At 41.8% G+C, this 18865-nt stretch carries 3 protein-coding genes; all 3 read right to left on the reverse strand.

Annotated elements, in window-relative coordinates:
* Positions 1 to 47: 47 nt before the first annotated feature.
* Entirely contained in the window at positions 48 to 7814 is a 7767-nt protein-coding gene (locus tag Q7657_RS06550) for a GEVED domain-containing protein (protein WP_107167470.1), read from the reverse strand.
* Positions 7815 to 8414: 600 nt separating this feature from the next.
* The gene (locus Q7657_RS06555) at positions 8415 to 16094 is read right to left on the reverse strand and encodes a GEVED domain-containing protein (RefSeq protein WP_498827021.1); all 7680 of its coding nucleotides are present in this window, start codon (positions 16092 to 16094) and stop codon (positions 8415 to 8417) included.
* A gap of 165 nt (positions 16095 to 16259) precedes the next feature.
* Positions 16260 to 18865: GEVED domain-containing protein (locus tag Q7657_RS06560; protein WP_498827024.1), on the reverse strand; the 2606-nt coding region annotated here is incomplete at its 5' end.

The raw sequence follows: 18865 nt of genomic DNA on the forward strand, positions 1-18865 counted from the left end.
TAAAAAAAGCGCCAATAAACATGGCGCTTTTTTTTATATTAGAATAACTAGTTAACTTTCACTCGATATTTAACTTGCCCTGTACTCCCAGCTGTCATAGTTCCTGTCATTTGCCATTGAATATTTCCTTGATATCCAGCTTGGTTAGTACCGTCAGTTGTCGAGACAGAACATGTTAACCCCGTTGGTACGGTTGCATCAGAACATAGCACCGCTTGATTAAGCTCGGTAAACTCAGGGGTTGAATCAAATAACTTCACATCACTAATATCAGCATTACTGAAATTATTAAAGATAATAACGTACTCTAATATATCTCCCGGTTTAGCATTATTAGTCGTCCCTGGAGGCGTACCCTCTGTAATATTTTGTACGGTTTTCTCAATCGTTAACTGACCGCTACCAGTGAATGTCACTCTCACTGTATCAGTGTCAGTTAACTCACGAGTCACAGCACTATTAACAAAAGTCATATCCGCTTCAATATCATAGTTGTAATTACTATTTGCAGGCGCATTAGTTGGTGACTGTACCTTAGATATTAAGCAAATAGATGAACCTGCAGTGGTTGCAACTGGATTCACCACTTGGTTATCGCCACTATCTAACTCGCCATTACAATTATTATCAATAAAGAGTATTGCAGACCAACCAGCGATTCCTAATGGACCCGTTGTATTATTTGCAATATTAAAGCTCACGCTACCTTCGGTATTGACAGTAAATTTATGGCTGAATAATGCTAAACCTCCCGGCTCTACTTCTGTAAAGTTATCAGGCTCCATATATGGTTCACTAACTTTACCAAAGTTGATACCTGAAATATTATCACCCGCTTGTGGTGTCACCGTTATTTGGCTATCAGTCACACTGGTGCTGGTTGCCTGTGGAATACCACTCACATCGGCTTCACTAATGTCGATCCAATTAGCTTTTGAGCTAACCCGAATAATAAGAGGCTGTCCCGCTACCGCCAATGGAACTTCAAAGAAATAGCCTCCATCACTACTCGTTAACGTTGTTGCGACAATGTCACCGGTGTTATAACCCGCAATATTTGGCCCATCATAAATAACTTGTACTTTAAAGCCCGCCAGCCCTCGCTCGGTACCATCTTGAATGCCATCATGTGCAGAGGTAGCCCCACCAACGCCATTATCTTCAAACACCACACCACTAATGGTCATGAGTCGAATAACATTAACGGTATAGTCTTCAACCTCACCGTTATCTACCGTACCTGTAGGTGCGATACATTGATTGGCTGCACTACAGAGACGGACACGGATAAAGGTAGTACCGTCATGACCATTGCTGATCCCTGAAGGTAAGAAGGCAGGGATCGTATTAGTACCCGCTGTAACTGGGAAGTCTTGTACCACATGTTCACCAGGATTATTCATGAAGGTACCGTCATTATCTAAGTCCATAAAGATGTTAATATGACCACTACCACCTGTCACAACAACATCAATATCATTAGAAGCACCCACATACATATCAGCTGGTAATGTGACACCATCTTCGTCATCACTACCTGTGACATCATCCCCTGTGGCATCTGCCGTATAGAATGGATAGAGATCAGGATCCCACGCCGTACCCATGATCAAATCAGGTGTACCTTGTAATCTCACATCACGGTTTCTATGACCTACTTCACCATAGCTTTCCGGTGCATCCCCTTTATCTCGGCTGGCAATACAACCCGATGCATCTTGGAATGCCAATACAGTTCGATCACTAGCCACAATAAAGTTACCGTCTTTAGTGATTAAGTTAATGCGATACATTGCCACACGATTCGAGGTGATATCGTAAACACCATCTTGGTTAGTATCGTGATGACCAAAGTTCGTCATGGCATACAGATGGTTCAAATCATCGGTTACAACAGCACCACTCCACGCATTTGGCGGCTTACCTAAGAAATTGATATTTTCGGACGTTACCGTATTACTTACCGGATCTAAAATGTAGAGCTTAGGTTGTGTTGGCTCAAGCAGCGTCGCAGTAAACCCAGCTTCAAAGTTTCTTCCTGTTAAATCAACAGAGTAGATATTGCCATCAATTTCTGAAATCGCCCAATCGGCACTGGTTCGTAATGCTCCCGTACTGTTATTAATTAATGCCGCAGGTGTTGGCTTCGCCTCAAACGTCATGGTTGGTAAATCAATGATTAGGTAATGTCTCCAAGATGAATGGGTGACATAGTATTTTGTCCCATCACGTGAAACCGTACCCATGTTCGGGAAACTCAATGGTGGTGGGAAGTTTAAGAAACCTCCTGTTAGACGTAGCGCCCCACCAGGTGTGACCGTCCTAGAGACACTGTTAGCAATATTACTAATGGTGTAATTCCCATCAGAGCGAACTTCACCAATAGGAGCAAAGTTAGCACCCGTTCTATCAGTTGTTACAATCGCTAAATTACCCGCACCATTTATATACGTGGAGTACATCACACCAGTGTCGCGGTTAATAGCAAGTGAGTTAAGTCCATTAATGACGACGCTGCCATTCAATGTCGTGAAGGAGAAACTCAATGGCTGTACAGGTGTCACCGCAGTAAAGCTGTAATTCGGATTGCTTGCCGCCTGAGTAACATAGAAACGATCACACACATCATTAACAGGGAAGTTCATTACCATGAATTGATAATCTTCGACTTCACCATCGGTTGCTTGCCCTAACGGTGAATTACACGCCGTATCAGCTGAACACACTCTGACACGTAATGCCATATTTCCTAACGTTGCCGTTGTTGGCACTGTCGTAGGGAACGTTAATGTGCCTTGTGCGGCAATAGGTTGGTTAACCACAGTTTCTGTCGCTGGATCCCATACCCCATCGGCATTCCAGTCCATCCATGCATAGAGCTGTAATCCATTGAGTGTTGATGTGGCCTCTTTAGTCACAGTGACAACAATATCTATGCTATCACCTGGTGATGCCTGAGTCGGTAAAGTAACGCCATCTTCATCGTCAATACCATCGTTGTCATCGGCCATTGCTGTTGTATTTTCTAATGTGCCAGAATCACTATCCCACGCAGTACCAAGTGTAATATCAACTTGATTATTCGCATCCGTATCTGCACGTAAGTGACTCGCACCACCATTGGCTAATGTGGTTTGATAATCATTATTGGCTGTGCCTGTGGTCGAATCCGGTGCATCACCAAAGTCTATTTGACTGGTTAAAATACGATAATCTTCAACCTCACCATCAGCAACTTCACCAAATGAACGAGGATCTTCATCACTACCTGTTGCGGTATCAGCAAGACTTTCAGTGGTGATACGTACACGCACATAATATGGTGTGCCTTGTGAAATAGCAGGTAATGTACTCCACGTCAGTGATTGTGATTGTTGTATTATCCCTGTCGGTACAGTGATCTCACCACCATCAACAAGTTCGTCTTTATCGAAAGTATTACTATTATCCCAATCGATCCAAGCATAAAGATAACTGTCTGTTGCGACAGTATTCGTCACGACAACATTCGCACTATAGGTTGTCGCACTATCAATTAAGATAGGTAAGGTGACGCCATCTTCATCATCAACACCACCCGCAGGATCATCAACGGTATCATCATCCGTCGCATCTCCATTGGTATCAGTGCCGTTACCCCAATCACCAGTATCAAAGTCTGGTAAGACGGTTCCTAAATAGGTTTGGGCTAATCCTGTTGAAGATAAGTGACTCGCAGATTTATACGGTGCAGGTGCGTCACCATAGTCTGGAGCAAGAGAACTACGCCAGTCCATCTCTATACCATCATAGCTAGGATAGTATGCGAGTAGATTTGCTGAAGAAGTAAACGTCGTACCCGTCGATGCATTCACAATACCTGATTGCCAAATATCACCTGGATTTGGCGGTGGTAAAATAGCATCATCCATACCATCAAAGTTGGTATCCACCCCAGATAAGGTTAAGCCAGCCTCGGTAGTATCATCGGTTTCTGTGTTATCCGAATCGGTATCACGGACATCTGGCTCATCTGTACCGTCATTATTATTTGGCGTAATGCCATCTTGACCATAATTAGCCGTGATATAAGCGGTATTTAAACCATTATTAGTCGTGTAATCGCCTAATGTATCGTTATTAGGTACAACGTAATTAGCTGTTGTTTGCGCTTCAACGTTATCAGGTATGCCATCATTATCGCTGTCTAAATCTAAATGATCGGGGATGTCATCGTCATCACTATCAAGAGGCAAACATTGTTGTACTGTTGAGGTAACAAATACATTACCATTTTGATGGACAGGGAAAATATTACGGTAAGCAATAACCAAGATATCTCCAGCACTAAGTGTGACTGAAACACTTTGATTATTTGAGCCCGTGTAATTGGAGCCAGCGAAGCCTAATACGACACCATTCACTGCAATTCCATTATCTTCGTCTGAACTCGCTAATTGGAAAGTATAATCCCCTGCCATATTCGCAGGAATTGTTGTTGTAAATCGGAATACATTTGAATCAGGGCCGTTGCCTGCGGTAAATCCGTTTTCATAAACAACGTTACTCAGACCTTGTGTATTTTCAATGATATTTCTTGCTAAGTTGTCCCCACCACTGATTAAAATATCCATTGGATGAGCTGCATTGGGTTTATCATATTTGGCAGTCGCAACAACTCTATTTGCGCCATAACTTCCTGTTATCCAAGTTGTATCATTTAAAACACGATATGCTGCAACATCAGCTAAACCATTAGATATATCGTAATTAACAGCGTCCCACTCTAAGAATTCAGAACCATCGAATGGGTCAGTAGCATTTAAAGATTCATCACAATCTAAGATACCATCGTTATCGTCATCGACATCAATATCATCCATCACACCATCATTATCAGTATCCGTTGAGGCTGGATTAACAATACTTGGGTGAGTGTATATAAAGGTCACTGGGAAATCTTCCACCTCCCCATCCGCAGCGACGCCTGTTGCCCGCGTATCAGGATCGCTACCCGTCGCAGCAGTGGTAAGTGTATCCGTTGTGATACGTGCACGAACATAACGAGTACCTGTACTCATGCCCGCTAAGCCATTCCATGTGATATTTTCTGTTGTCGCCCCCGTTGCTGCGGTAATGGTGGCAGTTTGGTACTCATCAACATCAAACGTGCCATTACCGTCATAATCAAACCAAACATGTAACGTGGCATCATTGGTTGGATGACTGTTATTCACATCAACCGCTAATGTATAAGAGGTATCTGTCGCGACATTGACATCAGGTAATGTCGCAATGCCATCTTCATCATCAACACCACCCGTTGGATCATTGACTGTGTCATCATCAGTGGCATTACCATTATCATCAGTACCATCGCCCCAATCACCGGAATCATAATCAATGAGCGTCCCTAATATCACAGTCTCGGTATTTTCCGTGTGAGAGGCACTACCATAACTGGCTGGCGCATCACCATGATCAAACTGTATTTGCTGGCTAGGCTCGTCACCATCACGGAAATCAAGATCTTGGGCTAATGGTTCAAATTGCGCAGCATCTCCATCTGCATCACCAAAAGAAGCAACTCTGAGTGCAAGTAATGAAGACAAGAGCTCATCAGCAGGATGCCATGCAGTCGCACCACTGCTATCCATACCATCGAAAATATCCCACAAGCCATCACCATCAGTATCTGTGCTTGCACCTGCTCCCGGATGAATACTATCCGGCCCATTTTCAGCAATATCTAACACCCCATCGCCATCAGAATCGGTATCAAGGTAATCAGGTGTCGTATCAACACGCACAGGAATAGAAGAAGTCGCATCAGTATTAACTGGACTTAACCCTAAAGCACCATTATTGGTCGTTAAGTAGTTACTGTTTACCCCCACGTTATTGTGATAAGTCGTCGCATCATCGTTAGCAGGGAAAATATAATTTGCAGTGGTTTGTGCTTCAATATTATCTGGAATACCATCATCATCAGCATCAATATCCTGACAATGCGACGTCGCTGTCGCCGTATTTTGCGAGCGGAAAACAATATTGTCTATTGAGAAATCATTACCTGAACTTTCAGTTGTTGTATTGTAAATCCCCCACTCGATTGAGGTTTTACTGCCGCTATTCCAAACGAAACTAAAGGTTTTATATTCCGCTGTTGTAATAGATTCTGAACGATCAGGAACATACTGAGCCACTGATACACCATCTACATAGAAATGAATCTCAGGCTCTGCATTTCCCACTGTATTTGCAGAGTGACCTTGCAAATTATCTGTAGATATTTTGACATCAACACTAAAGACATAATTAGTGTTAGGTAAGACTGGTAAATCATTAAGAGGTTTATAAACATAACCCGGTAATTTAGGATCATCGGCTTCACAGACATCATTAGGATCAACTGCTCCTCCTTGATAATCATGTGTCCCAAAAATCAGGAACATATTACCACTGACTTCTTCCCATAATGTGGTTGTCTCGGAACAACCAGAACCCGCTAAATACGATCCAACAGGTTGCCCTTGCGAGTTAGTCGGTGTCATCCCGCCCATTAAATAAAGCGGTACTAAGGTTGGTTCAAGCGTGTATTGCCCTGTTGTTTCAAAACCTGTTGCTTCTGCCGTTGTTTCATTGATGGCAAATTGCAATGTCGGTATCTCATTAAATGCATCAGAAAAACGTTCAAAGTTTTCACTATGGACAATGCTACAACCTTCATCGATATCTAAAATACCATCATTATCATCATCTAAATCACGGCTATCAGGCACACCATCTTTATCAAAGTCACCACTAACCAAGCCAGGTGCGGTAGATTGAGCAACGGTAATAAGGTGATCTTCCACTTCACCGTCCCCACCCACACCATAAGATCGAGGATCCACCGCAGATCCTGTGCTAGCGCCTAAATTTAACAACGTGGACGACAAACGGAGTCGGATAAAATGATCGCCAGTCGATAAATTATCATTAATATTCCAGTTGAGCTCAGCACTGGTATCACCATTGGCAACAACCAGCGCCCCATCGGTACCACCACCTGTTGTGATTAACTCATCAACATCAAAAGTACCGCTGTTATCTGAATCAAACCATGCGTAGAGATATGCGTCCGATCCTGTTGTATTTGTTACAGAAATAGTTTGGTTTAGTGTTAGTGCATATTGATCAATACTCGACACTGTAAATGCATTTTCATCATCCGTAACGGTTTGATCATCCGTATTTGCTGAAGCACTTCCTGTACCATCCGCTTCAGCATCTGTTGCTGTCGTTCCCATGAATAAACTGGTAGAAGCTAAATGATTAGGACCATCATCTGCAGACGTGGTTTTATAACTATCAGGTGCATCACCAAAATCATCAGTATTAAGGGCATTTAAAGTAATGGTAAGATTGCCGCTCATGGTGATTCTGTGCCAACCATTGGCTTCTGTTTGCGGATCATTCCAGCACTGCGTTGGATCGCTAGTAGGAGAGCTACAAAACTCAAGAACACTGAAAGGTAATGGGAAAGAATTAGGCGGATTATTCGCACTTTGACGACCTAAAACGATGCGAACATTCCTAGTTTCATCAATCGTATTTACGCCAGTGCGAGAAAAAATATTGGGATCGGTACCTGAATAACTTTGAATAATCTTATTGTCGAGAATATAACGTAAGTAATAATCAGAATTTGAAGGTATGGTAATTTTACCACCACTGATACTTGGACCACTTTTCGCCCGCATCCAGTGATTAATTCGATTATCACCGGTAAAAGGATCATCCCAATATTCATAACGAATATTATTATTAAGAATGGTGACTTCTTGTCCCACCGTTAGTTCGGTTAATGTATTGGTATTTAAACTTAGATTACTTGGACTGACACGTAAGAATTGTGTAGCAAAAACAGGAGAGGAGAAGAATAATGCTAAGGAAATAAAAACATAGACTAAATAATTACATTTAAACGAGGTTTTATTTTTTACCCTATAAAAAAAGCAATACAAGTAATCACATAATAAAGAAAGTTTCTCACTTATTATTATAGAGAAAGTTTTTTTATTAATAAGCCTACCGAATTTAAAAAACAAGCTCGTCGTGGATAAGCATCTAATAAGCTTAAAAAAAAGAGAACTCAACATAATGAGATTCCTTAAAAGTAATTATCAGCACATTGCATATCTGATGTTTTAATAAAATAAATAGCCAAATATAAGATCATTTACATTATCAGAACTTCGTTTAAATGAACTTATATTTAGCTATGTACCACATCACTTCATTCAGACATATTAATACAGTATGAATTTTTAAGATGTGTAAAATGAAATAATATACGTTAGTAATTATTTATAAGACATTAAATATCAATTTATGTAATTTGCTCTTATCTGTTAGAATAATGGCCACATTCTCAATATCACTATTTATTATTATTTTACAGTAACTCGGTATATCACATATCCTCGTTCAGCAGGTGCTAAGATACCATTTAATTGCCATTCAATTGCCCCTTCATAACCTACGATATTAATGCCATCTGCCGTAATGATATTACATGACGCAATAGATGCTGGTAACGAAGTCGCTGGCGCATTACAACTCACCGTTTCAGCTAATGAAGTAAATTCTGGCACACCATCAAACAATTTAATGGTATCGATATTTCCTGAACCGTTATTCATAAAGTAGATTTTATATTCTAGTGTATCTCCCGGTCTCGCTTGGTTACTCCGACCCTCAGTGTCATTTTGAGTGATATTTCTGACTGTTTTTTCAACCTCTAACTCACCAGAGCCATTAAAGCTGACTTTAACCGTATCAATATCACTTAATTGACGAGTGATCGCACTGTTAGTAAACGTCATATCCGCATTAAGTTGATAATTGTAAATCCCATTTAACGGCACATTGGCAGGCACAAACGTTTTGACAATTAAACACACTTGAGAAGTACCATCAGCACTCACTGCTGTTGGATTGGTAACAACTAAATCGGTTCCTCCATCTAACTCTCCATCACAATCGGTATCAAAATACAGCACATCACTCCAAGAATAACCTGACGGTGATGGTGATTGATTAGTGATAGTAAAGCTCACATTTCCTGAAGTATTGGTATTAAATTTGTGGCTAACAAACACAGGAACACCAGGTTCTGTTTCGGTATAGTTGTCAGGTTCTAAAATTGGCATGGTGACTTTACCAAAATCCAAATTATCCAAATTATCACCGGCATTAGCATTGATGAGCATTTGGCTATCAGTAATTGAAGTATTCGTTACTTTACCGACAAGTCCCAACACAGGATCGGTAACATCCGATTCTGAAATGTCTATCCATGCCGATTGGGGAACAACCTCAAGCAGAAGATCTTTATTGGCAAATTCCACTCCCAATACCAAACTGAATCGACCATTACCATTGGTCACAGTCTGCATGATTTCTTGGCCTGTGGTGTAACCCGGAATTGGTGCATCGTTATAAATGGCTTTCACTACATAATTGGCTAACCGCTGCTCATCACCTTCCAATCTTCCATTATGCGCAGTCATACCACCAATGCCGTTATCTTCAAAAACAGTCCCGTTCAATACAATTTGGTTTATTAAATCAAAAATATAATCTTCAACCTCACCATCATCAGCTCCGCCAGTTGCAGTATTACAAGTGGCTATGGTGCTGCAGAGACGAAAACGCACAAAAGTATCACCGTCGTAGCCTGACGTTAAATTGGCATCTAAATTAAAATCAAGATTTGTGGTAGCAGCATTGATCACTTGATCTTCAAAGACTAATTCGCCTGTATCAGCAAAATCACCATCACCATTAAGATCAACAAATACATTGAGGAAACCTGAGGCTTGCGGCACTGACACAGGGATCAAGGTTGAGGTTTCAACCGTAATACTTGCCGGCATTGTTACCCCGCGTTCATCATTAAGCCCTTTGTTATCATCGCCTGTTGCATCACTCGATGATGCATTCATAAATTCACTGTCCCATTGCACTCCTAAGGCTAAATCTTGATCGCCATCTAACACACTATCCCCATCAGCCCCTGTGTCAGAATAACTATGGTAGGCATCACCATAACTGGCTGGTGCATCACCATAATCACGAGAATAGTAACACCCTGCCGCATCATTACCTGTCAATGAGACATCTAACCCTTCAGAGACAAAGATCAGTTCTCCGGTTACAACATTGAGTTGATAAACTGCTGTTTTGTCGATTAAATCATGCGTGCCGTCACCATCCGTATCGTGATCCCCTCCGTTAGCAAATGCGTACAGATTCACACCATCATCAGATGTCATCCCCCCAGCATTAGCACCACCCGTATTATCAACAGGTAGCAAACCATTAAAGGTCGTCGCATTTGTAGTGACATTACCGTTCGATGGGTTGATTTCGGTATAATTACCTCCCGCTAAATCGATGCTATACAGCAGATTATTATTTGGATTAAAAACAATATCACCATCAAGATTTGGCGTAGCAGATAAGGAAATTGCGGTAAATTGTTGAGTAGAGAGATCAATACGGATCAACGCATCAATAGTCCCACTCCATGCATAGAGATACTGACCATCAGGTGATACATCACCACGATTAATTCCAGAAATATTCGTCCCAGAACCCGTTCTGGATAATGCTTGTCCATCCGTAAAATTAACGGCGCCATTACCGGCATGATTAAAACTTTGCGCTCCATCTGCATAGACTTTCCCTATTGGAATAAAATCTGTCCCGAAGCGATCAGTAATAAAGAGAATGAAATCTTCCGTTACGCTATTACCATCTCTAAATAAGCCGTAATACAACCCATTCACTCGGTTATAGCCAAGCGCATTTACACCAAGAATATTTGGATAATCAGTAAGAGACAATGGACTCGCTAGTGGAGAAAATTGTACGGGATCAGTGGTTGGGTCAAATGCAACATAATCAAAATTCGCCCCATTACTTTTCGTTTGCGTAATAGTGTCACAAGTCGCAGAAGGGATAAGGGTCGAAATAAACATACGGTAATCTTCAACTTCACCATCGCTGGCTTCACCTATTGGTGAGTTACAACTGGTGTCAGTTGAACAGGCACGAACCCGAACGTAAGAATAACCAAGGCTTGCACCGGCAGGTACGGTTATCGCAGCCGTATTTATTCCCTCTGCTGCGGTAGCATTATTGATGATCTGCTCGCCCGCATCATCCCAGTCACCATCTAAATTCCAATCAACCCATGCGTACACCTGAAGACCATTTAAGGTCGTATCGGGATCTTTGGTGAGGGTAACATCAACATTGACAGATTCTCCCGGCGTCCAATTGGCTGGGAAAGTAACCCCATCTTCATCGTCGATATTATTCACATCATCTGCGTTCGCGGTGAGGTTTTGCATCACAGTCGCGGTATTCCAATATTGGGTTTCTTCATCCCACGCTGTACCTAAAGTGATATCTACCTGTGTATCAGCATCGGTATCCGCAAGAATATGTGCCGCGCCTTGGTTACTTAATAATGTCTGATAATCTTGTACTGCAATACCTGAGGTCATGTCTGGAGCATCACCAATGTCTTTCGGCTGCGCTATTTTACAGTCACCCGCACTGAAGTTAATCGTCCACCAATATTCTGGAATATCAACGTCAAATGAGAAGGATTGGACCGTGCCTTCAATTAAGATTGTACCGTTGGCACCCGAACCACCACGAGGAAACTCAGCGGCTTGAATAACCCGTGGAGAATGTTGCAAGGTATCTGGGCTATAGATTACACGGACATCCGTATCAAATGTCATGGTTGGTCTTGTCGTCCCAGCACCGAATGAGTAGAGATTCATAATGAGGTTAGTCATTGGCTGGTCGAAGGTGACGGTATGTGTGCCTGCATACTCAAATCTTGGCGTGTATTCAGCAGCATCGTCTGTCGTCGGGTGTAAAAAATAATTTGGGTAATTCCAAATATTCCCATTAGCCGTTACTAGGTTCGGAGCAATCTCAGATGTCACCGTAAAACCGACACCTTGGAAAGTTCCAGGGAAGGTCGTGCCTCCTGCGCCAACTTGATCATAGATACCCCATTCGTTGCCTGTGCCTTGTGAGCACTCCAACACTGACAGTTGATGATCTTCCACTTCACCATTGGTGGCAATTCCTCCAACGCTTGCCGTCGTCAAACCATCACTTGCAGGTGCTAAACGAAAACGCAGGTTATATACGCCATAACCAATAGGTGATAGACCAGACCAAGTGATCGGATAATCCGTCAAGGTGTTATTTGATGGTACAGTTTGGAGTTGTGCTTCAGATGCTTCAAAAGTGCCGTTTTGATTATGATCAAGCCAAGCAACCAAGGTGGCATCTGCGCCTGTGTTATTAAAGACTTTTGCCGTTGCCGTGTAGCTTGTTTCTCCCAATAATAAATCAGGCAATGAAATCCCTAACTCATCTGCACCTGTTGTATCATCCAAATTGGCTAAATCGCTGGCCGTTGAGGCTTCCCCATCCACATCATCTGCTCCTAAATACAAAGTGGAAGATTGAATGTGCTTAGGTCCACCTTCGGCAAACTCGACTAAATAACTATCAGGCGCATCACCACCGTCCATATCATCGGGATGAAGGATTTGAATCAGATGATCTTCTACTTCCCCATTCATGACAATGCCGTAAGCTCGATCATCACTGCCTAATCCATCAGCATCTGTTAGTGCGGTGTCTGATATACGAAAACGCATATAACTATCAGCCGTGACTAAGGTAAGTCCTGTCCATGACAAAGCAGCACTACCATCAGCAAATGACGATGTATCATTACAAGCTGCAGATGCATATTCGGTGACTTCAAAATCACCATTCGCATTCGCATCTATCCACGCATGCACCGTCGCACCATGATCACCACTGCCCGCACTGAAATCATTACATGCGATAGTGGTTGAATAAGAGGTTTCATATAACAATAAGGTTGTACTGAAAGCATCTTCATCATCTGGGACTGCACCTTCGCTGTCATCATCACTGGCATTACCGTTTGCATCAGTACCATTACCAAAAGCATCAGCATCAGTATCAGGTGCAATAGAGCCTAAGTAAATAACGCCATTAGCGGAATGGGCTGGGCCGTTGTTAAGTGCCAAGGTTTGATAATCCCCTTGGTTGATACCAACACTCGTATCTGGTGCATCACCGTAATCACAAACACCGCCATTGGTAGCCACAAAAGTGGTACCACCAAAGACATAATTTTCCGACGCAGGATCGTTAAAATGCGTGGTATGAGCGAAGTAGATGCCGTTATTTGGATCTAAAGACAAAACACCCGTTCTTACTGGTGAAGTTTCAATCACAGTGCCATCATCTTGCATGGTTGTTAGCTGAATCGACGTAGAATTATCACTTTGCACATACATTTTCATCCGATAACGCTTGTACGACGCTGTCATCATTCCGGCAGCATCCGACATTGGATTAACAGCAACATTAGTATAATTTATGGTTTGATTCGAGCCATTCCAAGTCGCATGAGAGCCAACCCAAAGTGCATTATCACCAATTAACACACCATTCATATTGGTGTGATCAGTCAGCCAAAACATCGGATCAGAATCACCACCATTGCTATTGCGAAGGCGAAACTCAATTTCAATACCAACGGGATAACTAAAAACTTGCCCCGGTGCCAATATCTCTAATTCAAATCGTTTTAAGGGGTTACCAGCAGCATTTGCCGCACTGGAGTAAAGTTCATCTCCAACAATACTGGTACCGGAGAAGCCATCTGCGGGGTCATCGTTATAATTTGGAAGTTGGGTAATTTCTTGCCCTGTTGAAGCAGTTTCTGAAACACTACAAAGAAATTGTGGTAATGATGATTCAATTTGTACAGTTAATACTTGATCTTCGATTTCCCCTTCACCACCAAAGCCATAAGAACGGGGATCTTCATCTGTTCCGGTTACGGTATCAGCCAGTATGCGATCACTGATACGAGTACGAATATAGTAAGTATCCCCTGACGTTAACGTTGGTAAGGTTGTCCACTGCATGACTTGGCTGGCATTGGTGCTACCCGTTGCCACCACTATCGCATCACCTGTCCCAGTGCCACCTTCAACAAATTCATCTCGATCAAATGTTCCGCTGTTATCCCAGTCAATCCACGAATAGACATAAGCATCTGCGCCTGAGTTATTATTAACTAGCTGATTATAAGTAAAGGAAGTACTGGTTTCGTAAAGTTGAGTGACACCTAAAGCATCTTCATCGTCAGTACCAGTAGTGTCGTCCCCATCAGCGGTTGCTGATTGTGTTGCATCACTTTCATCATCTGGGGCAGTTTCACCAAGGAAAATAGAGGTTGGAACGGGGTTGTAATGAAAAGCACCAATATCACTGGATAAGGTTCGGTAATTGCCAATACCGCTACCTACGCCGGCATCTGGTGCATCGCCATAATCGGAATCAGGATTACTTGCATCTCGCCAATCTACATCACCACCAGTAAATACATCACTGTCTAAATCAGGAAAATTGTCAGTTTGGGTATTATCAAAAGTACCATTAACATCCGTATAGTCATCAGCAGCTTCATAATTGCTATCTAAGCCATTGAGACCCACTGTACCTGATAAAATTAAACCCGCTTCATAAGTATCATTGCCACCTTCATCGTCAGAATCCAGATCTCGGTGATCAGGGTTATCAGTACCATCAGTATTTTCAGGTGTTAACCCCGCACTTAATGTCGGATCGGTACTCCCAATATTGGCATCATAAGCATCGTCTAAACCATCACCATCAATATCATCACCGCTTGGAGGTATGTATCCCGTTGTCGATTGCGCTTCGATATTATCGGGAATCCCATCGTTATCACTGTCTAAATCTAGGTGATCAGGATTAACATCACTGTCAGTTTCGTAGTAGCCACAATAGTCACTCGATGTGTACAAACCCACTTCTCGAATTTGGAAATTAGGTGCCGCCCCACCTGCCCCAGGGCCTGTCCAAGGTGCTTCAATCACAAAATAAGCAATATCTTCATATTGTTGGCTGAATGCATATTGCACGGTAATAGTGCTGTTAGTTGATAACCCTGTAAACGATTCTGTCGCTATAATATTATTATCACTATCATATAAAATAACATCTGCTGCACGAATACCATCCCCCTGAACGCCATAGTCATTCGCTAATGCAAAACCACCAGCAGTCAATGGAGCCTGTAAGTTAAATGTCAAACGAATAGGTATATTGATATCAGCCCATGTAAAAGGCTCCCAACCATTTCCTCCTGTTCCAGAATCATCACCATCTATCCATTCTTCAGGGGCTGGAACTGGGCTCGCAGCGACACCTTCAATGCCTACACTGGAAAAATACGTTGGTCCCATATAATTTGTTCCAGCAGGAACACAAAATGCGGCCTCAACTTCATCGATGATCCCATCACCATCATCATCGATATCGACAGCATCCATCACACCATCATCATCCGTATCAGTGGTTACGGGATCATAGGTAGCAGGATCGTAAAGTATTTCAGAATAGGCATAATAGCGATTAGAAAGAAACGAAAGTTTAAACTGTGCAGGGTGTGTTAAATACTCTAACTCCCAGTCACCACCTTTGAAATGACTTCCTGTCGGATCAATAGAGGCTGCCACAGACACGCCAGTATATTCAGCAAACTTACGAACTAATGTTTTGCCTTCATCTGTTTTCGCAATATCACAGCCCAATATATTAATGTGTCCATTCTTATCGAGCTGTTTACCCAATGCCATTAATAATGGCTTATATTGCTGAATATTTTTTAGCGTAATATCATCTTGACCTATGGTGATTTTTCCAACCTCACCATGAGAAAAAATATCAAGGATCTGGATCCCTTTTTTGCTTTCTAAACTGAATACCAATTGTTCAAGATTATTAAACTCAACAATGGGAATACCATATTCTTGAAAATAAGACTTATTGGTTACTTGGCTATCAACCACCGTTAACTTCTGTGGTTCACCTTTATTTAATTTCGATAATAGATATGTAAATAAAATACTACCAATGAAAAGTAATATTAATATCCAAATCCCTGTTCTTATTTTCATGACCACAATTTATCACCATTGTAGAAATAAATGACACATCGTTTGTGCAAGTGTTAAGCCAAAAAAAAACACTTTAAAATAAGTCAATTACTCAACTTACTTTAAAGTGTTTAGCATTTTTTTTATTTTGCATTGCTATTTAATTCTTATTTATTAGCAATTATTTTATTTAACAGTCACACGGTACGTCACATAACCACGTTCTGACGGTGCTAAAATACCACCAAGTTGCCATTCAATACCGCCGTCATAACCCGCATCATTCGTTCCATCAGCAGTAAGCACATTACATGACACGATACTCGCTGGTAGTGATGTTGCAGGAGCATTACAACTCACCGTTTCAGCTAATGAAGTAAATTCTGGCACACCATCAAACAATTTAATGGTATCGATATTTCCTGAACCGTTATTCATAAAGTAGATTTTATATTCTAGTGTATCTCCCGGTCTCGCTTGGTTACTCCGACCCTCAGTGTCATTTTGAGTGATATTTCTGACTGTTTTTTCAACCTCTAACTCACCAGAGCCATTAAAGCTGACTTTAACCGTGTCAATATCACTTAATTGACGAGTGATCGCACTGTTAGTAAACGTCATATCCGCATTAAGTTGATAATTGTAAATCCCATTTAACGGCACATTGGCAGGCACAAACGTTTTGACAATTAAACACACTTGAGAAGTACCATCAGCACTCACTGCTGTTGGATTGGTAACAACTAAATCGGTTCCTCCATCTAACTCTCCATCACAATCGGTATCAAAATACAGCACATCACTCCAAGAATAACCTGACGGTGATGGTGATTGATTAGTGATAGTAAAGCTCACATTTCCTGAAGTATTGGTATTAAATTTGTGGCTAACAAACACAGGAACACCAGGTTCTGTTTCGGTATAGTTATCAGGTTCTAAAATTGGCATGGTGACTTTACCAAAATCCAAATTATCCAAATTATCACCGGCATTAGCATTGATGAGCATTTGGCTATCAGTAATTGAAGTATTCGTTACTTTGCCGACAAGTCCCAACACAGGATCGGTAACATCCGATTCTGAAATGTCTATCCATGCCGATTGGGGAACAACCTCAAGCAGAAGATCTTTATTGGCAAATTCCACTCCCAATACCAAACTGAATCGACCATTACCATTGGTCACGGTCTGCATGATTTCTTGGCCTGTGGTGTAACCAGGAATTGGTGCATCGTTATAAATGGCTTTCACTACATAATTGGCTAACCGCTGCTCATCACCTTCCAATCTTCCATTATGCGCAGTCATACCACCAATGCCGTTATCTTCAAAAACAGTCCCGTTCAATACAATTTGGTTGATCAAGTTGAACATGTAGTCTTCAACTTCACCGTTATCAACCGTACCTAATGGTGAATCACATAGCGATGGCGCATCACACACACGGAATCGGATGAAGGTGTCACCGTTATACCCTGACGTGTAAGCCGCATCTAATGTGACTGGAACATTATTATGTCCACTACTCACAGTGTAATCGGACAGTACGACTTCACCGGTATCGGTAAAGTCACCATCACCATTTAAGTCAACGAAGATATTGAGATATGAACTGTTACCGTCTTTCTCAAACACGGTGATAGATAAAGTGGTTAAGGTTGAAACAATGATATCGGCTGGCATAACAACCCCCTCTTCATCATCTTCACCTGTTGTATTATCACCCGTGGCATCTGCACTGTAGAAGTCATATAAGTCAGGATCCCACACACTACCTAAGATCAGATCTGGTGTACCTGAAATATCAACATCGACATTACGGTGACCCGCTTCACCATAGCTTTGCGGCGCATCTCCCTTATCAATACTGGCTATACAACCCGCCATATCATGGAAACCAACACCTGAATAGCTACTTGGGATAATGTAAGAAGCATCACCATTAATGGTATTAATACGGTACATTGCAACACGATCATTTAAGTCGTAACTACCATCGCCATCAGTATCATGATCCCCTGTTAGCGTAATTGCATACAAATGGTTCAAATCATCGGTCGCTACCGCACCGGTCCAATAATTTGGTGCCTTCGCACCATTAAAGTTAAGCGGCTGACTTGTTACAGTATTTGCGACCGGATCATAAGCATATAAGGTTGGTGTCGTTGGCTCCGTTTCCGCACCACTGGCTTGGAAACCATTGCCTGTTAAATCTACACCATAGATTAAACCATCCACTTCTGATACCGCCCAATCAGAGCCAATCCGTAACGCATTGTTATTGATTAGTGCGGCTGGAATAGGTTTCGCACTGTATGTCATTTCGAACAGATTAATCGTAATCAAACTATCCCAACGATTATTAGTGATGTAATAGAATTGATTATCTCGTGAAATGGTCCCCATATTGGCAGGATATTTACCACCAATATTGGACGGCAGTGGATCCCCAGCATTTACCGTTACACCACCACCTGCAAGATCATTGATGGTATAAGTACCATCAGAGATGATTTCACCAAGCGATATAAAGCTAGTACCCGAAGTATCTGTCACCACTAACTCAATATTACCCGATGTATTACCCGCTTGGTTATTAAAGGTGGAGTACATTAATCCGCTATCACGGTCAAAAGCTAATGAGTTCAATAAGTTGTAGTTAACACCCGTCACAATGTTATTAAACTCAAAAGTGAGCGGTTGCACCGGCGTTACAGCAGAATAGCTGTAGTTCCCGCCTTCAGTCGTCGATTCTGTCACATAGAGCTGATCACAGGTATTCACTAAATTAA

It is taken from the genome of Candidatus Photobacterium acropomis, from assembly GCF_030685555.1.
GTDB lineage: Bacteria > Pseudomonadota > Gammaproteobacteria > Enterobacterales > Vibrionaceae > Photobacterium > Photobacterium lucens.